The sequence below is a fragment of the Planococcus halotolerans genome, from assembly GCF_003289955.1.
Lineage (GTDB): Bacteria > Bacillota > Bacilli > Bacillales_A > Planococcaceae > Planococcus > Planococcus halotolerans.
The window spans coordinates 42,953-64,702 of sequence record NZ_QLZR01000009.1 but is presented as its reverse complement, the minus strand read 5'-3'; the positions used below and the strand labels follow the sequence as shown (position 1 = coordinate 64,702).

General features: G+C 44.5%; 37 protein-coding genes. 1 reads left to right on the top strand and 36 read right to left on the bottom strand.

Annotated elements, in window-relative coordinates; all coding sequences use genetic code 11:
- Nucleotides 1–10: 10 nt before the first annotated feature.
- Nucleotides 11–1,150 (top strand): site-specific integrase, encoded by a 1,140-nt coding sequence (locus DP120_RS16790; protein WP_112224786.1) that lies wholly within the window; start codon nt 11–13, stop codon nt 1,148–1,150.
- Between the two features lie 93 nt (nt 1,151–1,243).
- On the opposite strand, the gene rpsI is transcribed toward DP120_RS16790, so the two are convergent.
- The 36 genes from rpsI to DP120_RS16610 form a co-directional block, all read right to left on the bottom strand.
- Complete coding sequence (rpsI, locus tag DP120_RS16785; protein WP_033542771.1) at nt 1,244–1,636, bottom strand: 30S ribosomal protein S9; 393 nt, start codon at nt 1,634–1,636, stop codon at nt 1,244–1,246.
- Between the two features lie 29 nt (nt 1,637–1,665).
- Nucleotides 1,666–2,103 (bottom strand): 50S ribosomal protein L13, encoded by a 438-nt coding sequence (gene rplM, locus DP120_RS16780; protein ID WP_112224785.1) that lies wholly within the window; start codon nt 2,101–2,103, stop codon nt 1,666–1,668.
- A gap of 196 nt (nt 2,104–2,299) precedes the next feature.
- The gene (gene truA, locus DP120_RS16775; protein ID WP_112224784.1) at nt 2,300–3,043 is read right to left on the bottom strand and encodes a tRNA pseudouridine(38-40) synthase TruA; all 744 of its coding nucleotides are present in this window, start codon (nt 3,041–3,043) and stop codon (nt 2,300–2,302) included.
- Between the two features lie 11 nt (nt 3,044–3,054).
- Entirely contained in the window at nt 3,055–3,852 is a 798-nt protein-coding gene (locus tag DP120_RS16770) for an energy-coupling factor transporter transmembrane component T family protein (protein ID WP_112224783.1), read from the bottom strand.
- A complete protein-coding gene (locus tag DP120_RS16765) occupies nt 3,849–4,721 on the bottom strand; it encodes an energy-coupling factor ABC transporter ATP-binding protein (RefSeq protein WP_112224782.1) in 873 nt (290 codons plus the stop codon). Before DP120_RS16765 ends, DP120_RS16770 begins: the two co-directional genes overlap by 4 nt.
- Nucleotides 4,697–5,545, bottom strand: coding sequence for an energy-coupling factor ABC transporter ATP-binding protein (locus DP120_RS16760; RefSeq protein ID WP_112224781.1), 849 nt, complete (start codon nt 5,543–5,545; stop codon nt 4,697–4,699). Before DP120_RS16760 ends, DP120_RS16765 begins: the two co-directional genes overlap by 25 nt.
- A gap of 311 nt (nt 5,546–5,856) precedes the next feature.
- Nucleotides 5,857–6,231: a 50S ribosomal protein L17 gene (rplQ, locus tag DP120_RS16755; protein ID WP_112224780.1), complete on the bottom strand. Its 375-nt coding sequence runs from the start codon at nt 6,229–6,231 to the stop codon at nt 5,857–5,859.
- A gap of 45 nt (nt 6,232–6,276) precedes the next feature.
- Entirely contained in the window at nt 6,277–7,221 is a 945-nt protein-coding gene (locus tag DP120_RS16750; RefSeq protein WP_084242171.1) for a DNA-directed RNA polymerase subunit alpha, read from the bottom strand.
- A gap of 129 nt (nt 7,222–7,350) precedes the next feature.
- Nucleotides 7,351–7,740 (bottom strand): 30S ribosomal protein S11, encoded by a 390-nt coding sequence (gene rpsK, locus DP120_RS16745; protein ID WP_006828953.1) that lies wholly within the window; start codon nt 7,738–7,740, stop codon nt 7,351–7,353.
- Nucleotides 7,741–7,765: 25 nt separating this feature from the next.
- Nucleotides 7,766–8,131 carry a 30S ribosomal protein S13 gene (gene rpsM, locus DP120_RS16740; RefSeq protein ID WP_033542779.1) on the bottom strand — a complete coding sequence of 122 codons (366 nt, stop codon included), beginning with the start codon at nt 8,129–8,131 and terminating at the stop codon, nt 7,766–7,768.
- 24 nt (nt 8,132–8,155) lie between these two features.
- A complete protein-coding gene (rpmJ, locus tag DP120_RS16735) occupies nt 8,156–8,269 on the bottom strand; it encodes a 50S ribosomal protein L36 (RefSeq protein ID WP_006828951.1) in 114 nt (37 codons plus the stop codon).
- Between the two features lie 37 nt (nt 8,270–8,306).
- Nucleotides 8,307–8,525: a translation initiation factor IF-1 gene (gene infA, locus DP120_RS16730; RefSeq protein ID WP_006828950.1), complete on the bottom strand. Its 219-nt coding sequence runs from the start codon at nt 8,523–8,525 to the stop codon at nt 8,307–8,309.
- 416 nt (nt 8,526–8,941) lie between these two features.
- Nucleotides 8,942–9,595 carry an adenylate kinase gene (locus tag DP120_RS16725; RefSeq protein WP_112224779.1) on the bottom strand — a complete coding sequence of 218 codons (654 nt, stop codon included), beginning with the start codon at nt 9,593–9,595 and terminating at the stop codon, nt 8,942–8,944.
- Nucleotides 9,596–9,655: 60 nt separating this feature from the next.
- Complete coding sequence (gene secY, locus DP120_RS16720; RefSeq protein WP_112224778.1) at nt 9,656–10,951, bottom strand: preprotein translocase subunit SecY; 1,296 nt, start codon at nt 10,949–10,951, stop codon at nt 9,656–9,658.
- Nucleotides 10,951–11,391 (bottom strand): 50S ribosomal protein L15, encoded by a 441-nt coding sequence (gene rplO / locus DP120_RS16715; protein WP_112224777.1) that lies wholly within the window; start codon nt 11,389–11,391, stop codon nt 10,951–10,953. The genes secY and rplO overlap by 1 nt, the downstream gene beginning before the upstream one ends.
- Nucleotides 11,392–11,424: 33 nt before the next feature.
- Nucleotides 11,425–11,607 (bottom strand): 50S ribosomal protein L30, encoded by a 183-nt coding sequence (rpmD, locus tag DP120_RS16710; protein ID WP_112224776.1) that lies wholly within the window; start codon nt 11,605–11,607, stop codon nt 11,425–11,427.
- 13 nt (nt 11,608–11,620) lie between these two features.
- A complete protein-coding gene (gene rpsE, locus DP120_RS16705; protein ID WP_112224775.1) occupies nt 11,621–12,121 on the bottom strand; it encodes a 30S ribosomal protein S5 in 501 nt (166 codons plus the stop codon).
- A gap of 20 nt (nt 12,122–12,141) precedes the next feature.
- Nucleotides 12,142–12,504, bottom strand: coding sequence for a 50S ribosomal protein L18 (gene rplR / locus DP120_RS16700; RefSeq protein WP_112224774.1), 363 nt, complete (start codon nt 12,502–12,504; stop codon nt 12,142–12,144).
- Nucleotides 12,505–12,537: 33 nt separating this feature from the next.
- Nucleotides 12,538–13,077 carry a 50S ribosomal protein L6 gene (rplF, locus tag DP120_RS16695; protein WP_112224773.1) on the bottom strand — a complete coding sequence of 180 codons (540 nt, stop codon included), beginning with the start codon at nt 13,075–13,077 and terminating at the stop codon, nt 12,538–12,540.
- 30 nt (nt 13,078–13,107) lie between these two features.
- Nucleotides 13,108–13,506: a 30S ribosomal protein S8 gene (gene rpsH / locus DP120_RS16690; protein ID WP_112224772.1), complete on the bottom strand. Its 399-nt coding sequence runs from the start codon at nt 13,504–13,506 to the stop codon at nt 13,108–13,110.
- A 29-nt stretch (nt 13,507–13,535) separates the two neighbouring features.
- Complete coding sequence (rpsN, locus tag DP120_RS16685; RefSeq protein ID WP_084242180.1) at nt 13,536–13,721, bottom strand: 30S ribosomal protein S14; 186 nt, start codon at nt 13,719–13,721, stop codon at nt 13,536–13,538.
- Between the two features lie 19 nt (nt 13,722–13,740).
- Entirely contained in the window at nt 13,741–14,280 is a 540-nt protein-coding gene (rplE, locus tag DP120_RS16680; protein ID WP_112224771.1) for a 50S ribosomal protein L5, read from the bottom strand.
- Nucleotides 14,281–14,307: 27 nt separating this feature from the next.
- Complete coding sequence (rplX, locus tag DP120_RS16675; RefSeq protein ID WP_112224770.1) at nt 14,308–14,619, bottom strand: 50S ribosomal protein L24; 312 nt, start codon at nt 14,617–14,619, stop codon at nt 14,308–14,310.
- Between the two features lie 35 nt (nt 14,620–14,654).
- Nucleotides 14,655–15,023, bottom strand: coding sequence for a 50S ribosomal protein L14 (gene rplN / locus DP120_RS16670; RefSeq protein WP_112224769.1), 369 nt, complete (start codon nt 15,021–15,023; stop codon nt 14,655–14,657).
- A 47-nt stretch (nt 15,024–15,070) separates the two neighbouring features.
- A complete protein-coding gene (rpsQ, locus tag DP120_RS16665; RefSeq protein ID WP_112224768.1) occupies nt 15,071–15,334 on the bottom strand; it encodes a 30S ribosomal protein S17 in 264 nt (87 codons plus the stop codon).
- A 24-nt stretch (nt 15,335–15,358) separates the two neighbouring features.
- Nucleotides 15,359–15,559, bottom strand: a complete 201-nt coding sequence (gene rpmC, locus DP120_RS16660) for a 50S ribosomal protein L29 (RefSeq protein WP_006828936.1) — start codon at nt 15,557–15,559, stop codon at nt 15,359–15,361.
- Nucleotides 15,549–15,983: a 50S ribosomal protein L16 gene (gene rplP, locus DP120_RS16655; protein ID WP_112224767.1), complete on the bottom strand. Its 435-nt coding sequence runs from the start codon at nt 15,981–15,983 to the stop codon at nt 15,549–15,551. Before rplP ends, rpmC begins: the two co-directional genes overlap by 11 nt.
- Before the next feature lies 1 nt (nt 15,984).
- Nucleotides 15,985–16,641, bottom strand: coding sequence for a 30S ribosomal protein S3 (rpsC, locus tag DP120_RS16650; protein ID WP_071152057.1), 657 nt, complete (start codon nt 16,639–16,641; stop codon nt 15,985–15,987).
- Nucleotides 16,642–16,644: 3 nt separating this feature from the next.
- Nucleotides 16,645–16,986, bottom strand: coding sequence for a 50S ribosomal protein L22 (gene rplV, locus DP120_RS16645; RefSeq protein WP_084242185.1), 342 nt, complete (start codon nt 16,984–16,986; stop codon nt 16,645–16,647).
- Nucleotides 16,987–17,005: 19 nt separating this feature from the next.
- A complete protein-coding gene (gene rpsS / locus DP120_RS16640; protein ID WP_112224766.1) occupies nt 17,006–17,284 on the bottom strand; it encodes a 30S ribosomal protein S19 in 279 nt (92 codons plus the stop codon).
- A gap of 60 nt (nt 17,285–17,344) precedes the next feature.
- A complete protein-coding gene (rplB, locus tag DP120_RS16635; RefSeq protein ID WP_112224765.1) occupies nt 17,345–18,175 on the bottom strand; it encodes a 50S ribosomal protein L2 in 831 nt (276 codons plus the stop codon).
- 46 nt (nt 18,176–18,221) lie between these two features.
- Complete coding sequence (rplW, locus tag DP120_RS16630; protein WP_071152061.1) at nt 18,222–18,506, bottom strand: 50S ribosomal protein L23; 285 nt, start codon at nt 18,504–18,506, stop codon at nt 18,222–18,224.
- The gene (rplD, locus tag DP120_RS16625) at nt 18,506–19,129 is read right to left on the bottom strand and encodes a 50S ribosomal protein L4 (RefSeq protein ID WP_112224764.1); all 624 of its coding nucleotides are present in this window, start codon (nt 19,127–19,129) and stop codon (nt 18,506–18,508) included. Before rplD ends, rplW begins: the two co-directional genes overlap by 1 nt.
- Before the next feature lie 29 nt (nt 19,130–19,158).
- Nucleotides 19,159–19,788, bottom strand: a complete 630-nt coding sequence (rplC, locus tag DP120_RS16620) for a 50S ribosomal protein L3 (RefSeq protein WP_112224763.1) — start codon at nt 19,786–19,788, stop codon at nt 19,159–19,161.
- A 47-nt stretch (nt 19,789–19,835) separates the two neighbouring features.
- Nucleotides 19,836–20,144 carry a 30S ribosomal protein S10 gene (gene rpsJ, locus DP120_RS16615; protein ID WP_112224762.1) on the bottom strand — a complete coding sequence of 103 codons (309 nt, stop codon included), beginning with the start codon at nt 20,142–20,144 and terminating at the stop codon, nt 19,836–19,838.
- Between the two features lie 254 nt (nt 20,145–20,398).
- Entirely contained in the window at nt 20,399–21,718 is a 1,320-nt protein-coding gene (locus tag DP120_RS16610; RefSeq protein WP_112224761.1) for a Na+/H+ antiporter family protein, read from the bottom strand.
- Nucleotides 21,719–21,750 lie beyond the last annotated feature (32 nt).

Sequence of the window (21,750 nt, the reverse complement as noted above, 5' to 3'; positions counted from 1 at the left end):
AGGGATAACAGTGGCTTCATTTGAGAAATACGAGACGAAGCAAGGTGAAAAGTGGCTGTTTAAAATGGATGTGGGAAAGGATCCGGCCACAGGGAAGCGCAAGACCACCACAAGGCGTGGTTTCAAGAGAAAGGCTGATGCACAGCGAGAAGCCGAAAGGATGCTTAGAGAGCTGCAGGCGGGATATTTTAAGCGGGATGACATTACCTTTGAAGAAGTTTTTGTAGAATGGTATGACAAACATAAGAAAACTATTAAGCCTTCTACCCGCTATACAAAGGAGTCAAAGTTCCGAAAACATATACTTCCCCATTTTGCCAAACTAAAAATAAAGAATATCACTTCAGTGTATTGCCAAAAATATGTGGACACGATGGCCGATACCATGGCTTCTTATAGAGACTACACAATTCAAGCCAGTTTGGTATTCAAATACGCTGTGAGGCAGGAGTACATCCCAAACAATCCAATGGATCGGGTTGAATATCCTCAAGAAGAAGAAAAGTTTCTGGCCGATAACGAAACCGTAATAAAATACTGGGAGAAAGAGGTGTTCCAGAAAGTGATCAGTAAAGGCGAACAAGAAATGCCGCTTCGAGACTATGCTATGATTCGCACATTTCTTGTCACCGGCCTGCGCAAAGGAGAGTTGTCAGGTCTGTTTGAAGATAACTTAATTGATCTAAGCAGAAGCATCCGCGTTTCCCGAACGGTTTTCTGGAGAAATAAAGAGTATATTCTTATGACGCCGAAAACAAAAAACTCTTATCGCGATGTGGAAGTGGATGAGCACACCTTTAAATTGCTGAAGCAGCTGGTCAAAATGAATAAAGAGCTGCGTCTGCAGAACGGGAATCCGGAAATTGAAAAGTTTTTATTTCCACGACAAGACCTCAAACCGATGCGATCCGCATACCCTAACGATGTCTTGTCCCGTTTATGCAAGAGAATCAGCGTCGAGGATATCGGAATACACGGCTTACGCCACACACATGCCTCTATGCTGTTTGCATCTGGTGCATCCATGAAAGATGTCCAGGAACGATTAGGACACGCACGCCTCGATACAACCATGAATTTATACACTCACATAACAAAGGAACGGAAACAGGAAACAACCAAGAATTTCGTCGATTATATGACCCTTTAGAAATATGGTGGTCAAATGGTGGTCACAAGCTATTTTAGAACATAAAAAAAGCCCTCTTCTCGGTTAGAGAAAAGGGCTTTAATCGTTGATAGATTAACGTTTCGAGAACTGTGGTGCACGACGAGCTGAACGCAAACCTGGTTTCTTACGTTCTTTCATACGTGGGTCACGAGTTAACAATCCAGCAGATTTAAGTGCTGGACGGAAAGCAGGGTCTACAGTAAGTAGAGCGCGTGCAATTCCGTGGCGTACTGCTCCAGCTTGACCTGTGAAGCCTCCGCCTCTTACGTTTACAAGAACATCATAGCTTCCAAGAGTTTCAGTAGCTACTAGTGGTTGTTTGATGATTTGCTCAAGAGTTTCGTATGGAACGTAATCCGATACGTCGCGGTTGTTGATTGTGATTGTGCCGTCTCCTGGTACTAACCGGACGCGGGCTGTTGAATTTTTACGGCGACCTGTGCCTAAATATTGAACTTGTGCCAAAGGTGTATCCTCCTCTTATTTACTGATTATTAGCCGCGAAGTTGGTAAACTTCCGGTTGTTGTGCTTGATGGTTGTGTTCCGGTCCTGCATATACGTGAAGTTTCTTGAAAGTCTGGCGTCCAAGAGAGTTCTTTGGAAGCATCCCTTTAATAGCCAATTCAAGCATTTTCGTTGGGTATTTCGTGCGCATTTCAAGAGCTGTGCGCTGTTTCAAACCACCGCTGAATTGTGTGTGGCGGTAGTAGATTTTGTCCGTAAGCTTTTTGCCTGTAAGGTGGATCTTGTCAGCGTTGATGATGATTACGTGATCACCAGTGTCAACGTTTGGTGTGAATGTTGGTTTGTATTTACCGCGTAGGATTGAAGCGACTTCAGAAGCTAAACGTCCAAGAGTTTGCCCTTCTGCATCGACAACCAACCATTTACGCTCTACTTCGTGACCTTTAGCCATGAATGTTGTACGCATGTATATTGTCCTCCTAATAAATCGTATCGTTTTTAATGTTAAAAATACAGTGTTCCGCTGTTCCGTTTTTTCGTTATCCCAAGCACTAATAACCTTCCGGGGCATATCGTGGGGGTAATGAAAATACCATACATCATCATATAACGCCAGCCCCAGAAAGTCAAGCGTTTTTCTAAAAACACCTGGAATGGTTGCTTCAGCTTTCGTACTCCACATTTTCAAGGTATAAACCGTGCGCAGCCGCTGTCTTTCCTGCCGCCGCACGATCAGCTGAACGAATGATTTCAGCCACCTCTTCCGGGTTCCGTTTTCCGATGCCCACTTCAAATAATGTGCCCGCGATGATGCGCACCATATTATAGAGAAATCCGGACCCTTCAATGACCATATGCAATTCTTCGCCATGTTCCTCGAAATCCAAACGCCGGATAGTCCTCACTTTATCAACTACCCCTGTATTCGCGGCACAAAAGCTGGAAAAGTCATGGGTGCCCAGGATTGCTTTAGCCGCCTTGCGCATGGCATCGACATCGGGCCTCTGTTTCAGATGCACCATATAATTCCGTGTAAATGGGCTGATGATTGTGCTGCGGTCCCATTTATAGCGGTATGTTTTACCGATGGTATGGTACCGCGCATGAAATTCAGGTGCCGCTTCTTCAATAGAGGAAACGCGGATATCTTCCGGCAACAGCACATTCAGCGCCTTTAACCATCCTTCGACCGGTATATTGAAATCCGTATCGAAATGAATCACCTGGCCAGTGGCATGTACTTTCGCATCCGTCCGCCCGCTTGCCACGACTTGCACATCACGGCCTTTATGGATGTTCTTCAGCACTTTCATCAATTCCCTTTGGATCGTCCGGGCCTCCGGCTGTATCTGGTAGCCCGCAAATCCCGAGCCATCATAAGCGATGACCGCTTTCATTCGTTTCATAGTTTCTCTCCTTACGCCCGGAAATACCATAACACCGCTGTCAGCCCTGCGAGCAGCACCAGGCTGAGCGTATCCGCCAACTGCCAGTTCAACTGGCGATAGCGTGTTCTGCCTTCCCCGCCGCGGTAGCCACGCACTTCCATGGCCGTCGCCAAATCTTCAGCTCGTTTAAAGGCACTGACAAACAAAGGAATGAGCAAAGGCACAACCGCTTTGACCCGTTCTTTCATCGGACCCGAGCCGATATCTGAACCCCGCGCCATTTGCGCTTTTAAAATTTTGCCGGTTTCATCCATCAATGTCGGGATAAAACGCAGAGAAATCGACATCATCAGCGCCAACTCATGCACCGGCAGCTTAATCTTCTTAAAAGGGCCAAGCAGGACTTCAATGCCGTCCGTTATCGAAATCGGCGAAGTCGTCAGCGTCAGGACACTGGTCATGAATACCAATACCAAGAATCTGATGGATATGAATATCCCTTGCCTTAAGCCTTCTTCGTATATTTCAATAAAGCCGAAACTGAATAAGAGATCCCCTTCCCTAGTGAAAAAGAGATGCAGGAAGAATGTAAATATCAATAGGATAAAGACCGGCTTCAATCCGTTTATCAAAAAATACAGGCGAATCTTTGAAAGAAAGACAACCAGCAGCGTGAATCCCAGCAATATAGCATAGCCCCAAGCATTATTGGCTACAAAAACAATGGCGATAAACAGGAAGACAAACAGAATTTTTGCCCGCGGATCCATCCGATGGACCACTGAATCGCCAGGAATAAACCTGCCGAAAATCATTTTCTCCATCATAGGGATCTGCTCCCTTCCGCCATGGCCAACGCAATATTTTTCGCCAATACTTCTTCAGTTAATGAAATCTCGCCCAATTTCAATCCGGTCCGTTCTTCAAAATCACGCTGCAGCCTGACACTGCGAGGCGGCTGAAGGCTGTAATCCTGCAATTGCTCTTCATTCGAAAAGATCGCTTTAGGCTCACCAGTCACCATGCAATGGCCTTTATGCATGATAGCGACGCGATCAGCGTATCTCGCCGCATCTTCCATACTGTGAGTCACCAATACCGTCGTCAGGTTCTTCGTAATATGCAGTTCATGGAATAAATCCATGATTTCTCTGCGCCCTCTCGGATCGAGACCTGCTGTCGGTTCATCCAGTACGAGAACTTCCGGTTCCATCGCCAATACACCGGCAATGGCCACACGGCGCATTTGACCGCCTGATAGATCGAAAGGTGATTTCTCCAATACACCATCCGGCAGCCCCAATTGCACTACAAGTTCCCGCGCCCGCCGTTCAGCTTCCTTTTCAGGAACACCGAAATTCAATGGACCGAACATGATATCCTTTAAAACAGTTTCATCAAAAAGCTGCTGCTCAGGAAACTGGAACACGATTCCCACCTGCCGCCTGACATTCCGCAGATCCTTGGCTTTTACGCCCGCTTCGATTTTGCGGTCTCCGATCATGACAACGCCTTCTGTAGGTTTCAACAACGCATTCAAGTGCTGCAGAACGGTCGACTTGCCGGAACCCGTATGACCGATGATTGCGGTATAGGAGCCTGACGGAATATGGAGATTGACGTCCGTCAATGCCCTTTTTTCAAATGGCGTATCCTCAGCGTAACTATAGCCTACGCCCTTGAGTAATATTTCCACAGTTCATCCACCAACTTATCTTCTGTCATATGTTCTTCCTGAAGTGCTACTCCAGCCTCCTGCAATAAATGCGTCATCCGCATTGCAAAAGGCAAATCCAAGCCCATTTCCGTCAACTCGCTGCCCTCATTGAAAACAGCTGCAGGTGTGCCTTCCACATGCTTCTGCCCACGATTCATGACGATGATACGTTCTGCCAGAGCCGCTTCTTCAAGGTCATGTGTAATGGAGATGACCGTCAATCCGGTCGACTCCCTCAAACGGCGTATCGTCTCAATGACTTCCATCCGCCCCTGGGGATCAAGCATGGAAGTTGCTTCATCCAAAATCAGCAGTTTCGGACGCATAGCAAGTGCCCCAGCTATCGCCACCCGCTGTTTTTGCCCCCCGGATAAATGGTGAGGCTCGTGGTCTTTATAATCTTCCATTTTAACCTGGCTCAATGCTACATGGACCCGTTCCACCATCTGTGCATGGGGAACGCCATTATTCTCTAAAGCAAAAGCCACATCGTCTTGGACCGTCGCCCCGACAAACTGATTGTCCGGATTCTGAAAAACCATTCCCATTTGAGATCTGATATCCCATAAGGTTTCTTCAGACATAGTGTGCCCAAAGACCTTCACTTTTCCTTCATTAGGAAACAACAGGCCGTTCATCAACTTCGCCATCGTGGATTTTCCTGAACCGTTATGGCCCACCAGTGCAATCCATTCCCCTGATTCTATGGAAAAGGTGACGTTCTCCACTGCAGGCCGCATTGTTTCATCTTCTGTATTATATGTGAATGTCACGTTTTCGAATGACAAAATTTCCGTATTCATCTAGGCTGACCTCCTCTTGCTCATCTCATCTCTACTCTACTCGGTAGAAGAAGCATATGTAAAATAAATAAAAAAAGCGCGCACCTCATTCAGAGAAATGCGCTTTTCTGTCTCTATGGCTCCCTGGTTGCTTAAGCCAGGGTTGAATGAGGTGCGTAGAGCTAGACAAGACGCCGCCTGTAAGGGCTCGCTCATCATAACACTCAGCTTTTCATATGTGTCGTATAAATCCTTATGCTAAAAGAAGAGGGTGTGAACCCTCTTCGGAAGAATCGATTATGCCGAGGCAAAATCGACCCAGAAGATAGAAATTAAACTAATTCGATGATAACGATTGGTGCGCCATCTCCGCGACGAGGCCCCATTTTCATGATGCGCGTGTAGCCGCCTTGACGGTCTGCGTAACGTGGTGCAACATCATCAAACAATTTTTGCAAAGCAAAGATTGTGTTTTCGTTGCCTTCTTCGTCAGCAGTTGTTACTAGTTCACGGCGGATGTATGCTGCAGCTTTACGGCGAGCATGAATATCCCCACGTTTACCAAGTGTAATCATTTTTTCTACAGTCGAGCGCACTTCTTTCGCACGAGCTTCAGTCGTTTGAATGCGTTCGTGTACGATTAAGTCTGTTGTAAGGTCACGTAATAGTGCTTTACGTTGAGAACTTGTACGTTGAAGCTTTCTCATTGAAGTTTCCCTCCTTTGTTAAATAGTTCGGATCCGATTTTGAACTCAGTCTTCTTTGCGAAGGCCCAATCCCAAATCTTCCAACTTCACTTTGACTTCTTCAAGTGATTTGCGGCCAAGGTTGCGTACTTTCATCATGTCGTCTTCCGACTTGCTCGCCAGTTCGTGTACCGTGTTGATACCCGCACGTTTCAAGCAGTTGTAAGAACGGACTGAAAGATCAAGCTCTTCGATAGTCATCTCCAAGACTTTCTCTTTTTGGTCTTCTTCTTTTTCAACCATGATTTCAGCAGTTTGTGCCTCATCCGTCAATCCTACGAAGATGTTCAAATGCTCAGTAAAGATTTTTGCTCCAAGCGCAATTGCCTCTTTAGGACCGATGCTTCCATCTGTCCAGACATCAAGTGAAAGTTTATCGAAATGCGCCAACTGGCCCACACGAGTATTTTCAACCTGGAAATTAACGCGAGAAACTGGAGTATAAATAGAGTCAATCGGGATAACGCCAATCGGAAGATCTTCACGTTTGTTCTGATCAGCACGAGCGTATCCACGGCCTCTGTTTGCATACATGCGCATACGTAAGTGACCGCCTTTAGCGATTGTTGCGATATATAGATCCGGATTCAGAATTTCTACATCACTGTCGTGAGTAATATCTGCAGCCGTAACCGTTCCATCACCTTTTACATCAATTTCAATGACTTTTTCTTCGTCAGAGTAAATTTTCAGAGCCAGTTTCTTAATATTCAAGATGATTGATGCAACATCTTCTTCTACACCTTCAACAGTGGAGAATTCATGCAATACACCATCAATTTGAATAGAAGTAACAGCAGCACCTGGTAAAGATGAAAGTAAGATTCGACGTAAGGAGTTTCCTAAAGTGGTTCCATATCCACGCTCAAGGGGTTCAATAACAAATTTGCCGAATTTGGCATTGCTATCGATCTCAACCGTTTCAATCTTTGGTTTTTCTATTTCGAGCATTCATTTTACCCTCCTTCAAAACGTCGGTGTTTTTCGTTAAACCAAGAATTCGATAGTCACAGACTTTCGCAACGATTCAGAACACATTCAGTAAGTCGTGATGTTCAAAAATCCTATTCAGATTAACGATTATACGCGACGGCGTTTTGGCGGACGGCAACCGTTATGAGGTACTGGAGTTACATCTTTGATAGCTGTAACTTCTAGTCCGGCAGCTTGTAGCGCACGGATAGCAGCCTCACGACCTGAACCAGGACCTTTAACTGTAACTTCTAAAGTTTTAAGACCGTGTTCAATCGATGTTTTAGCAGCGGTTTCTGCAGCCATTTGAGCAGCGAAAGGTGTAGATTTACGTGATCCTCTAAATCCTAGTGCACCTGCGCTAGACCAAGATACTGCATTTCCTTGCATATCTGTAATCGTAACAATTGTGTTGTTGAATGTTGAGCGGATGTGAGCAATACCTGATTCGATATTCTTTTTCACACGACGCTTACGAGTTTGTTGTTTACGTGCCATGTTAAGAAGAAACCTCCTTTACTGATTATTTTTTCTTGTTCGCAACAGTTTTACGAGGACCTTTACGCGTACGCGCATTGTTCTTCGTATTTTGACCGCGTACAGGTAGTCCACGGCGGTGGCGGATACCTCGGAAGCTTGCAATTTCCATCAAGCGTTTGATGTTCATTGATACTTCACGACGAAGGTCACCTTCAATTTTGTATTGATCCAATTGTTCACGGATATTGTTCAACTCATCTTCTGTAAGATCACGAACTCGTGTATCTTCAGAGATACCAGCAGCAGAAAGTACTTTCTGAGCAGTTGTTTTACCAACACCGAAAATGTAAGTTAATGAAATAACTACGCGTTTGTCGCGCGGAATGTCAACACCAGCAATACGTGCCATGTGTTCGATGCACCTCCTTCAATATTAGCCTTGTCTTTGTTTGTGTTTCGGATTTTCACAGATTACCATGACTTTTCCGTTTCTGCGAATAACTTTACATTTTTCGCAGATCGGTTTCACAGATGGTCTCACTTTCATCTAACCCAACCTCCTTAGTAGTCCGGAGTGCAAAAGATTATTTAAAACGGTATGTGATACGACCGCGTGTTAAATCGTAAGGAGATAGTTCAACTGTAACTTTGTCTCCCGGTAGAATGCGGATAAAGTGCATGCGGATTTTGCCGGATACATGCGCAAGAATCGTATGTCCATTTTCCAATTCCACTTTAAACATCGCGTTAGGCAAAGTCTCAACGACTGTTCCTTCGATTTCAATTACATCGTCTTTCGCCATCGACCCAGTCTCCCTTCTGTATACAAGTCAGCCCTCATCTTCGAACAGTAATTGCTGATTGAATAATTGTTTTCTATTCATTCACCAGGATTGCATGAGTGCCATATAAAAGACATCTTCCGGGTTCCGTTTCCCGCAATGAGCAGGTCGGGATAATCCGGTCAAGCTTTTCAGCCTCACGTATCCTCGAGCGCCCGGACTGCTTAGGATGAGTTCCAAACCCGTTACACAGATGCTTCCACGAAACCCATTATACTATTTCCAGTGCTGAATTGCACGGTTCAGACCAGGTCTGCATGCATCTCGCACCGGCTTTCATATAATAAGGCACCAAGCTTTTGCAGCTCTCGAAAATTCATATCTCCGGTGCTCCTTAAAGCCGCATGGAGGCAACTAACTGCGCCCGGCGCCGGGGATTATCCTCGGTCGCCCTTTAGAAGAGCATCAATGTCAGCAAATACTTTTTGAATGTCCTGCTGGCCATTTATATTTTTCAGCACGCCTTTGTCTCCGTAGAAATCAAGCAGCGGCTGAGTTTGTTGCATGTTTACTTCTAAACGCTTTGTGACGGTTTCAGGCTTGTCGTCTTCACGCTGATAGAGCTCTCCGCCATCTTTGTCGCATACACCTGGAACTTCAGGTGGATTAAACACAGTATGGTAAGCAGTTCCACAGATTTTGCAAATCCAACGGCCTGTCAAACGTGCAATCAATTCGTCTTTTTCAACTTGGATATTTACGACATGCTCGATTCTTTTGCCAAGATCAGCAAGAAGAGATTCTAGAGCTTCAGCTTGAGGAACTGTACGAGGAAAGCCATCCAAAAGGAAGCCTTCTGCACAATCCGGTTTGCTAAGACGCTCACGGACGATACCGATAGTCACTTCATCAGGTACCAAAGCACCTTGATCCATGAACGATTTTGCTTTCAAGCCTAGTTCCGTTTCGCCTTTGATAGCGGCACGAAACATATCACCTGTAGAAATATGAGGGATGTCGTACTTCTCAACAATTTTGTCTGCTTGTGTACCTTTACCGGCACCAGGCAGACCCATTAATACGATATTCATACGGAGTGCCCCCTCAGACAAGCGGATAAGGAACGTTCTCACGTTCCCACCACAAATATCTTATTTCATAAAGCCTTTATAATGACGTTTCACAAGCTGCGATTCCAATTGTTTCATTGTCTCAAGCGCTACCCCTACGACGATCAATAGGCTGGTACCACCGATTTGTGCTGATTGCGGCAAGCCCGCAACATTAATGAAGAAAATCGGCAGAACAGAAATGACTGCAAGGAAGATAGCTCCGACAAATGTCAGTCGGTAAAGCACACTTGTTAAATAATCCTGTGTATTTTTACCCGGCCGGATTCCCGGGATGTATGCACCCTGCTTTTTCAGGTTGTCCGCAACGTTTTCAGGGTTAACCTGAATGAATGCGTAGAAATACGTAAATGCAATAATCAGAGCGACATAAATGATCATGCCGACAGGCTGAGTATAATCAAACGTATTTTGTACAGCATCCGTAAATGCATTGGCACCAAAGAAAGAAGCAATGGTTTGAGGCGTGATGATAAACGCTACTGCAAAGATTACCGGGATAACTCCGGCCGCGTTCACTTTCAAAGGTAAATGCGTTTGCTGCCCACTTGTCGTCTGGCCACGGCCAGCAACGCGTTTAGCATACTGAATCGGAATTTTGCGCAGCGCTTGCTGAACATAAATTACCAAAACCGTAATGGCAACAACTGCTAATGCAAGCAACGCCATGATAGCGATATTGATCGGAAGCTGATCGCCAGCTCCTTGGATCTGCTGTGCATATAATTGGTTAATTGCACCTGGTACTGCAGCGACAATCCCTGCGAAGATGATAATCGAAATACCGTTCCCCACACCTTTTGCCGTAATCTGCTCACCAAGCCACAGTAGAAATGCCGTACCACCGGTTAAAACAATCGCAATAACAACGTAAGTTGAAATTGTATCGTTTTGAATCAATGTTCCTCCATACATTTGGTTAAAGCCATAAGACATACCAATTGCCTGGATGAAGGCAAGTACGATTGTGAAGTAGCGAGTGAATTGAGCAAGTTTCCGTCTTCCGACTTCTCCTTGTTTCGCCCACTCAGCAAATTTCGGTACAACATCCATCTGCAATAATTGCACGATGATAGATGCTGTAATGTAAGGCATGATTCCCATCGCTAAAATCGAGAAGTTAGCAAGGGCGCCTCCACCGAAAGTATTTAAGAATCCGATCAGACCCATCTGATCAGTAGCTTGCAAAACTGATGCATCAACATTCGGCACCGGAACAAAAGTTCCGATACGGAAGATGACGAGCATCAATAATGTAAAGATGATTTTATTTCGAATATCAGTCACGCGCATAAAATTAGAGATTGTCTGAAACATTAAAGCACCTCTGCTTGTCCACCGGCAGCTTCTATCGCTTCTTTAGCTGATCCAGAGAATTTGTGAGCTTTAACATTCAATTTCTTTTCTAAACTACCATTACCAAGGATCTTGATTCCAGATCTTTCGTTGCTGACAACACCAGATTCAACAAGCAATGCAGGTGTAATTTCTGTGCCTTCATCGAAACGGTTCAATACATCCAAGTTCACGATCGCGTAGTCTTTACGGTTGATGTTGGTAAATCCACGTTTTGGCAAACGACGGAAGATCGGGTTTTGGCCACCTTCGAATCCAGGACGGACACCGCCGCCTGAACGAGCGTTTTGACCTTTATGACCTTTACCTGCTGTTTTACCAGTACCTGAACCGATACCGCGTCCGATGCGCTTTCTTGAGCTGCGTGAACCTTCTGCTGGTTTTAATTCATGAAGTTTCATTTAGTTGGCACCTCCTTCTATAGAAATCAGGGATTAAACTTCTTTAATAGTTACTAAGTGAGCGACTTTATCAAGCATACCGCGGATAGCAGCATTGTCTTGGTGCTCGACTGTTTGATGCATTTTACGTAAACCCAGTGACTGTACAGTTTTGCGTTGTGTCGGTTTAGCGCCGATCACAGATTTTGTGAGGGTAACTTCTAGTTTAGTAGCCATGTATTTTCCCTCCTTAGCTAAATAGCTCTTCTGTAGTTTTACCGCGAAGTTTTGCAACTTCATCAGCACTTTTCAGTTGAGTCAAACCGTTGATAGTTGCACGCACCATGTTGATTGGTGTGTTTGAGCCAAGAGATTTAGACAAAATATCTTGTACTCCTGCAAGTTCAAGTACCGCACGGACAGGTCCGCCGGCAATTACACCAGTACCAGGTGAAGCAGGTTTGATAAGGATTTGGCCTGCACCAAAACGTCCTGTTACTAGATGTGGAGTTGTACCTTTAACCATAGGTACTTCGATCAGGTTTTTCTTCGCATCTTCAATAGCTTTACGGATTGCATCTGGAACTTCTTGTGCTTTACCAGTACCAAAACCGACTTTACCATTTTTGTCGCCTACAACAACTAATGCGGAGAAACGGAAACGACGTCCACCTTTTACAACTTTCGCTACGCGGTTAATCGTAACTACGCGTTCTTCAAGTTCAAGTTTGTTTGGATCAATACGACGCATGAAATGTGTCCCTCCTTCTTTTAAAATTCTAAACCGTTTTCACGTGCTGCTTCTGCTAGAGCTTTGACACGTCCATGATATAAATAACCACCGCGGTCGAAAACAACTGATTTCAAACCTTTTTCAGTAGCATTTTTTGCAATTGTTTCGCCGACTTTTGCTGCTGCATCAACGTTGCCAGTTACATCTCCTGAAAAATCTTTATCCATTGAAGATGCACTTGCAAGTGTTACACCATTTGTATCGTCGATCAATTGAGCGTAAATGTATTTATTCGAACGGAATACATTCAAACGCGGACGTTCTGCTGTACCCGTAATTTTTGAACGTACACGTGCATGACGTTTTTTACGAGATGCGTTTTTATCGAGTTTTGTAATCACTGAGGTCACTCCTTTCAGCCTGCCTAAGCAGCATTATTTACCTGTTTTACCTTCTTTGCGGCGAACGTTTTCTCCTTCGTAACGGATCCCTTTACCTTTATAAGGCTCTGGTGGACGCGTAGCGCGGATGTTAGAAGCAAGAGCTCCAACACGTTCTTTGTTGATACCTTTTACAACGACTTTAGTATTTCCTTGGACTTCAACCTCGACGCCCTCTTCCGGAGTGAATTCAACCGGGTGAGAGTAACCTACGTTAAGAACCAACTTGTTGCCTTGCAGCTGAGCACGGTACCCGACACCCACTAGTTCAAGCGCACGCTCGAATCCTTGTGAAACGCCAGTAACCATGTTCGCTAGCAACGCACGGCTTGTTCCGTGGTTTGTGCGGTGGTCTTTAGAGTCAGAAGGACGTGTCAAAGTCAACACGTTATCTTCTAGAGAAATAGTAATATCTTGGTTAAATGTGCGAGTCAACTCGCCTTTAGGACCTTTAACTGTTACTTCGTTCTTGTCGCCAAGAGTGATCGTAACGTCAGCAGGTACCTCGATTGGTTTTTTACCTACACGTGACATTTCTTTGCACCTCCATTCGTTTGTTGCTTATTACCAAACGTATGCTATGATTTCTCCGCCGATTTGTTTCGCGCGGGCTTCTTTATCAGTTACCAAACCTTGTGATGTAGATACTAAAGCGATTCCTAGACCGTTTAGTACACGTGGCACCTCGTCAGTTTTAGCGTAAACACGTAGTCCTGGTTTTGAAATACGTTTCAATCCAGTAATAACGCGTTCGTTGTTCGATCCGTATTTCAAGAAAATCCGGATCATGCCTTGCTTGTCATCTTCAACATATTCTACGTCACGAACGAAACCTTCACGCTTAAGAATCTCAGCGATGTCTTTTTTCACGTTAGAAGCCGGAAGCTCCAATTTCTCGTGACGAACCATATTAGCATTACGAATGCGTGTCAGCATATCTGCAATCGGATCAGTCATTGTCATTACATTTACCTCCTTCCCAAATTAGGGGATTACCAGCTGGCTTTTTTAACGCCAGGAATTTGTCCCACATATGCAAGTTCACGGAAACAAATACGGCAAAGTTTAAATTTGCGTATTACAGAATGCGGACGTCCGCATCGTTCACAGCGTGTGTACTCTTGTACCTTAAACTTTGGCGTGCGTTTTTGTTTTGCGATCATAGATTTTTTAGCCACGTTTACGCCTCCCTCACGTTTACTTTTGGAACGGCATTCCGAATTGTGTCAATAACTCACGAGCTTCTTCATCAGAGTTCGCAGTTGTTACAATTACGATGTCCATCCCGCGTACTTTCGAAACTTTATCATAATCGATTTCAGGGAAGATCAATTGTTCTTTCACGCCAAGTGTGTAGTTGCCGCGGCCGTCGAATGATTTATTCGAGACACCACGGAAGTCACGTACACGTGGAAGTGAGATAGCAATCAATTTATCCAGGAAGTCATACATACGCTCTCCGCGCAGTGTAACTTTACATCCGATTGGCATACCTTCACGAAGACGGAAGCCAGCGATAGATTTCTTAGCTTTAGTGATCACTGGTTTTTGACCAGCGATTGTCTGCAATTCTTCAACAGCTGAATCAAGTGATTTAGTGTTTTGGACTGCTTCGCCGACACCCATGTTGATAACGATTTTATCAACTTTTGGAGCCTGCATGACTGATTCATATTCAAACTTGCTAACTAGAGCAGGAGTGATTTCATTCACATATTTTTCTTTTAGGCGGTTCATGTGTGTACCTCCCTTCATTCAAGAGTTTTAGTTGTCTAATTTTTCACCGGTTTTTTTTGCAACACGAACTTTTTTACCATCTTCAACCTTATATCCAACACGAGTCGGCTCGCCTGATTTAGGGTCAAGCAACATGACGTTTGAAACGTGGATAGCTGCTTCCTGGCTGACAATTCCGCCTTGCGGGCTTGCCTGGTTCGGTTTAGTGTGTTTTTTGATGATATTGATACCTTCAACAATCACACGGTCTTTTTTAGGTAAAGCAGTCAAAACAACGCCTGTTTTGCCTTTGTCTTTGCCTGAGATTACCTTAACTTTATCACCTTTTTTAACATGCATTCTGTCGCACCTCCTTGGTATGGCACATTGATTTATTAAAGAACTTCAGGAGCAAGTGAAACGATTTTCATGAAGTTGTTGTCACGCAGTTCACGTGCAACAGGTCCGAAAATACGAGTTCCGCGTGGACCTTTATCGTCACGGATAATGACGCATGCATTTTCATCAAATTTGATGTAAGTACCGTCTTTACGACGAGCCCCGCTTTTCGTGCGAACGATAACAGCCTTAACGACTTCACCCTTCTTAACAACGCCACCTGGTGTTGCTTTTTTCACGGTACAAACGATTACGTCACCGATGCTTGCAGTCTTGCGACCAGAACCACCAAGTACTTTAATTGTTAGTACTTCACGAGCACCCGAGTTGTCTGCAACTTTTAAACGACTTTCCTGTTGGATCACTTAGGTAACCTCCCTCCGGAATTTCTTAAGTTCCGAAATTATTTAAATTAAATGATAACCGCTTTTTCTACCACTTCTAATAAGCGGAAGCGTTTTGTAGCTGATAGTGGGCGAGTTTCCATGATGCGAACAACATCGCCGATTTTAGCTTCATTTTGCTCATCATGAGCTTTATATTTCTTCGAGTATTTTACACGTTTGCCGTAAAATGCATGCTTCTTTTGAGTTTCAACCATTACTGTAACGGTTTTGTCCATTTTGTCAGACACAACACGGCCTGTGTATACTTTGCGTTGATTACGCTCAGTCATACTAGCAAACCTCCTCTCGATTTATCAGTTGTTTCCACTGAGTACTCTTTCGTGAATCACAGTTTTCATACGGGCAATCGCTTTACGTACTTCGCGGATGCGAGCAGTATTTTCTAATTGACCAGTAGCCAATTGGAAGCGAAGGTTGAAAAGCTCTTCTTTCAGTGATTTCACTTTTTGTTCGATTTCAGCAGTGGTTAGGTCACGGATTTCATTAGCTTTCATTCGATTCACCACCAATTTCTTCACGTTTTACGAACTTGGTTTTAATCGGAAGTTTGTGAGATGCAAGGCGCAATGCTTCGCGTGCCACTTCTTCAGATACTCCAGCAAGTTCAAACATTATTTTACCAGTTTTTACTACGGCTACCCAGCCTTCAGGTGAACCTTTACCAGAACCCATACGAACCTCAAGAGGCTTTTTCGTATATGGTTTATGCGGGAAAATTTTGATCCATACTTTACCGCCACGTTTCATGTAGCGAGTCATGGAAATACGTGCAGCTTCGATTTGGCGGTTAGTGATCCAAGATGATTCTAATGCTTGAAGACCGTATTCGCCGAATGCGATTTCTTTGCCGCCTTTAGCTTCACCGCGCATCTTGCCTCGGTGCTCACGACGATATTTAACGCGTTTAGGCAATAACATATTATTTGCCTCCTTCCTCAGATTTCTTCTTAGTTGGAAGGACTTCACCGCGGTAGATCCATACTTTTACGCCAAGTTTGCCGTAAGTTGTGTCAGCTTCAGCATGTGCATAATCGATATCGGCACGAAGCGTATGGAGCGGAACAGTACCTTCACTGTAGTGTTCAGCACGCGCAATGTCAGCGCCGCCTAGACGTCCAGATACTTGAGTTTTGATCCCTTTAGCGCCAGAACGCATAGTGCGCTGGATTGCTTGTTTTTGTGCACGACGGAAAGACACACGGTTTTCCAATTGACGTGCAACACTTTCAGCAACTAGTCTCGCATCAAGGTCAGCTCGTTTAATTTCAATGATGTTGATGTGTACACGCTTGCCAGTCATTGTATTAAGCTGTTTGCGAAGTACTTCTACTTCAGAACCACCTTTACCAATTACCATTCCTGGTTTCGCAGTGTGAATTGTAACATTAACACGGTTTGCAGCGCGTTCAATTTCGATTTTGGAAACTGAAGCTTCTTTCAAACGTGCTTCGATATATTCACGGATTTTAATATCTTCGTGAAGAAGTGTCGCATAGTCTTTCTCAGCGTACCATTTTGACTCCCAGTCACGAATGATTCCGATACGCATACCTATTGGATGTATTTTTTGTCCCACGAATTATCCCTCCTTCTTCTCAGATACCACTAATGTGATGTGGCTTGTACGTTTATTAATTGCGCTTGCGCGTCCCATTGCTCTTGGACGGAAACGTTTCAATGTTGGACCTTCGTCAACGAATACTTCACTGACAACCAGGTTGTTCAGATCCATTTCGTAGTTGTGTTCAGCGTTTGCAGCTGCAGATTTCAACAATTTCTCAATAACGATCGATGATGATTTTTGAGTGTGTTGTAAAATCGCAACAGCTTCGCCAATTTGCTTGCCTCGGATTAAATCTACTACTAAACGGACTTTACGAGGAGCAATACGGACTGTTCTAGCGACAGCTTTTGCTTGCATGGGGAAATCCTCCTCTCAATTAACGTCTTGTTTTCTTGTCGTCTGCACCATGACTAGCGTATTTGCGTGTTGGAGCAAATTCTCCTAGTTTATGGCCGACCATGTCTTCAGTCACGTATACGGGAATGTGTTTGTGACCATCGTATACTGCGATTGTTTGTCCGATGAATGTCGGGAAAATTGTAGAACGGCGAGACCAAGTTTTGATCACTTGTTTTTTCTCAGAGTCCTTTTGTGCATCAACTTTTTTCATAAGATGATCATCAGCAAAAGGTCCTTTTTTCAAGCTGCGGCCCATTTGGGATCCTCCCTTCGTGATTGCACCACGGTTCTTTCAGCGAACCGTAGCGTAATCAAATTATTTTTTGCGACGACGAACGATGAACTTATCGGATTGGTTCGTTTTCTTACGAGTTTTGTATCCAAGAGTCGGTTTGCCCCATGGAGACATTGGTGATTTACGTCCGATTGGCGAACGTCCTTCACCACCACCGTGTGGGTGATCGTTAGGGTTCATTACAGATCCGCGGACAGTTGGGCGATTGCCTTTCCAACGGTTACGTCCTGCTTTACCAATGTTAATCAATTCGTGCTGCTCATTTCCAACTGCACCAATTGTAGCGCGGCAAGTAGCAAGGATCATACGAACTTCGCCTGATTGCAAGCGAACTGTTACATATTTACCTTCTTTACCAAGGATTTGAGCTGAAGTACCAGCAGAACGAACTAGTTGTCCACCTGCACCTGGCTTCATTTCAATGTTGTGGATTGTAGAACCCATTGGGATGCCTGACAATGCCATAGCATTACCTGGTTTGAAATCCGCTTCAGGGCCTGACATGATTTGCGTTCCAACGCCGACTCCTTTAGGAGCAAGGATGTAACGTTTTTCTCCGTCAGCATAGTGAATCAATGCGATGTTCGCAGAACGGTTAGGATCGTACTCGATTGTAGCAACGCGTCCTGGAATGCCATCTTTGTTACGTTTGAAATCGATGACACGGTATTGACGTTTATGTCCACCACCGTGATGGCGTACAGTAATTTTACCTTGGTTGTTACGGCCGCCTTTACGCTTAACTGGTGCTAAAAGCGATTTCTCAGGTTTGTTCGTTGTGATTTCTTCGAAATCCGAACTCGTCATGTTACGACGACCGTTTGTGGTAGGTTTATATTTTCTAATCCCCACGTTGTTTCCCTCCTTCTTTAGTTAGTTCCTATCAGAACTTAGAGAATTAAATCTCGAACAATTCGATTTCTTTTGAGTCAGCAGTCAATTTTACAATCGCTTTGCGGCGCTTGTTAGTATAGCCTGCGTGTTTGCCCATGCGCTTGAATTTACCTTTGTAGTTCATGATGTTGACTTTCTCAACTTTCACGCCAAAGATTTCTTGAACCGCTTGTTTAACTTGTGTTTTGTTTGCGCGAGTGTCCACTTCAAAAGTGTACTTCTTATCTGCCATTACTTCAGAAGAACGCTCAGTAATGACCGGACGCTTTAGAATATCACGTGCTTCCATTAACTAAGCACCTCCTCAATTTTTTCGATTGCAGCTTTCGTCATTACAACTTTGTCATGTCCAAGAAGATCAAGAACATTGATGCCAGTTGCAGAGATTACTGTCATACCTTGAACGTTGCGAGCAGACAATGCTAAGTTTTCGTTAACATCCTCTGTTACGAACAATACTTTTTTGCCCAATGAAAGGTCATTCTGCAATTGCAAGAAAGACTTTGTTTTTGGAGCGTCAAAAGTTAACCCTTCAAGTACCATCAGGTTTTCGTTCACTACTGTCGTAGACAAAGCTGAACGCATTGCAAGACGGCGTACTTTCTTAGGCAATTTATAGCTGTAGCTGCGTGGTGTTGGTCCGAAGACAACTCCACCTCCACGCCATTGTGGTGAACGGATCGAACCTTGACGGGCACGTCCAGTCCCTTTTTGGCGCCATGGCTTTTTACCGCCACCGGCTACTTCAGAACGGTTTTTTACTTTATGGTTACCTTGACGAAGTGAAGCGCGTTGAGCGATTACAGCGTCAAATAGTACTGATTCATTTGGTTCGATACCGAATACGTAATCGTTCAACTCGATATCTCCAACTTGTGAACCTGTTTGATTTAATAAAGCTACTTTAGGCATTCCTGTTTCCTCCTTTCTTCAAAAAATAATTATTTAGCTTTGATTGCTGTTTTCACACGAATCAATGCTTTGCGAGATCCAGGAACATTACCTTTAATAAGAAGCAAGTTACGCTCAGTATCAACTTTCACGATGTGAAGGTTCTGAATCGTAATTGTGTTGCCACCCATTTGACCAGGTAATTTCTTCTGTTTGAATACACGGTTAGGAGCAACCGGACCCATTGAACCAGGACGACGGTGGTAGCGTGAACCGTGACTCATTGGTCCGCGTGATTGTCCGTGGCGTTTAATAACACCCTGGAAACCTTTACCTTTCGTTGTTCCTGTTACATCTACTACATCGCCTTCTGCGAATACATCAACTTTGACTTCCTGACCAATCTCGTAATCAGCTAAGTTTACATTGCGAAGTTCGCGAATGAAGCGCTTAGGAGCAGTGTTAGCTTTTGCGACGTGTCCTTTAGAAGGTTTGTTTGAAAGCTTTTCGCGCTTGTCTTCAAAACCTAGTTGGACTGCTTCATAGCCGTCAACCTCAACTGTTTTTTTCTGAAGCACTACGTTTGGAGCAGCTTCAATTACAGTTACAGGGATTAAATCACCGTTCTCAGCAAAAACTTGCGTCATACCGATTTTTCTACCTAAGATTCCTTTGGTCATTTGTCACACCTCCTGCAAATTTTTGTGTTTTATATTTCGTTTACCGATTAAAGTTTAATTTCAATGTCAACGCCAGATGGTAAATCCAATTTCATCAATGCATCTACAGTTTGTGGTGTAGGATTGACGATATCGATCAGACGTTTATGTGTGCGCATTTCAAACTGCTCACGAGCATCTTTGTAGATATGGACTGAACGCAGGATTGTGTATATAGACTTTTCAGTCGGCAACGGGATCGGCCCCGAAACACTAGCACCTGAACGTTTTGCAGTTTCCACAATTTTCTCAGCAGACTGATCAAGGATTCTGTGATCATATGCTTTTAAACGGATACGAATTTTCTGTTTTGCCATTATTTTCCCTCCTTTTCGCCTATTTTTGATAGACATTCTCCACGAAAATTTTCCAATCACTCGCCATGGCAAAGCGGCCGGGTGTATCGGTAACCTCTCGCTTCATCGCAGTCAAAGACCAACATTCACCATTATACAAAATAAAAAAGAACTTCGCAAGTGTTTCCACGAAATTCTTTTCAATTCGCTTTTATTAGTATAGCAGGATTTTCTTGAGATTCAACCTATACGCTAATAGTCCGAACATTTCATACTTAACCCAGCAACATTACAGCTATCCAGCCAAAAATTACGAGCGGGATATTGTAATGGATGAACGTCGGAACAACCGTATCCCATATGTGATTGTGCTGGCCGTCCACGTTCAGTCCGGCAGTCGGGCCAAGCGTTGAGTCGGAGGCTGGCGAGCCTGCATCACCGAGTGCACCGGCTGTACCGATCAATGCGATGATTGCAATTGTAGAAAATCCGAATTCCATACTCAGCGGAACGAAGATTGCTGCGATGATCGGTATTGTCGCGAACGACGAACCGATGCCCATCGTCACAAACAATCCGACGACCAGCATCATCAATGCAGCTAGGCCTCTGTTGCCGGCAAATAAGTCAGACACACTGCTCACCAGCGGCTCTACAGCCCCTGTCGCCGTGATGACTGAAGCAAAACCATTCGCCGTGATCATGACGAATCCGATGAATGCCATCATGCGCATCCCTTCGCTCAGTACATCGTCGGCTTCCTTCCATTTCATCGCGCCGAAAACATACAGCACAACAATCCCAGCGAGCGCTCCAACGATCATCGAATCTGTTTCAATCTGCGCATACAGTGCTGCACCTAAAGCGACGACCGTTACGATAATGTCTTTGACGGATGCCTTTTTAAATCGAGTTTCTTCTATAGAAGAAGTTTCATGATAGTCCCGCGGTTTCCGGTAAGAGATGAAGACAGCAATGACCAGACCAACAGCCAGGCCAGCCACCGGCAGCGCCATCGCTTTCGGAATATCCGCCATATCAATCGGCAATCCCGCAAGCGCCATTTGATTTGCCAGGATCTCATGGAAAATCAGTCCAAAGCCATACGGCAATAAAATATAGGGAGCAGTCAATCCAAATGTCAGCACCGCAGCTATCAACCGGCGGTCAATCCGCAATTCATTTAATATATGAAGAATCGGCGGAACCAATAACGGAATGAATGCGATATGAATCGGTATCAGGTTTTGCGAGAAAATGGCCATTGATAAAAGGGCCAATACGATCAGCGCTTTTGCCAAACCTTCTCTGGTAGCCTGTCCATCCTTATTTACAATCTTCAATACACCCTGTACAAGCAGTTCCGGTATGCCCGTACGGGAAATGGCCACCGCAAACCCTCCGAGCATTGCATAACTTAAAGCTATTTCCGCTCCTTCTCCGAGCCCTGAGGTAAAGGCGCCTATAGTTTCCATAAACGGAAGCCCACCGCTCAATCCTCCTGCAAGCGCACCAATAAGCAATGCAAAAACAACATTCACCCTTAATAGACTTAATATCAACATGACCAATACGGCCACAATAACTGCATTCATAATAAATTATCTCCTTTAGTTTGCTAAAGCGT